Origin of the sequence: Marinobacter iranensis (assembly GCF_029207565.1) — a bacterium.
Lineage (GTDB): Bacteria > Pseudomonadota > Gammaproteobacteria > Pseudomonadales > Oleiphilaceae > Marinobacter > Marinobacter iranensis.
Window position 1 is genome coordinate 1 of the sequence record NZ_JANCMW010000284.1, and the last position, 257, is coordinate 257.

At 71.2% G+C, this 257-nt stretch carries 1 protein-coding gene; it reads right to left on the reverse strand.

Features of this window, described 5'->3' with window-relative positions; genetic code table 11:
- Positions 1–257: hypothetical protein (locus NLU14_RS22390; RefSeq protein ID WP_275710760.1), on the reverse strand; the 257-nt coding region annotated here is incomplete at both ends.

A 257-nucleotide genomic window follows, 5' to 3' on the forward strand; every position in this document is an offset into this window, starting at 1 on the left:
TCGATCTGCGCCTTGCGCTGGATCAGCGCGGCGACGGTCGCCTGCTTGTCCGCCCGCATCGATTGCAGGCCGATATAGACCGGATTGGAAGCGCCGGCCGAAGCGCCGCTCACCACCGGTTCGCGCGCCGCCGCGCTCTGTGCGGCAGCGAGCTGGTTCTTCAGCGCGATCACGTCAGGATGGCTGTCGGTATAGCCCTTGGCCCGCGCATCGGCGAGCTGGCCCTGGATCGCCGCGAGCCGCGCCCGCGCCGGGCC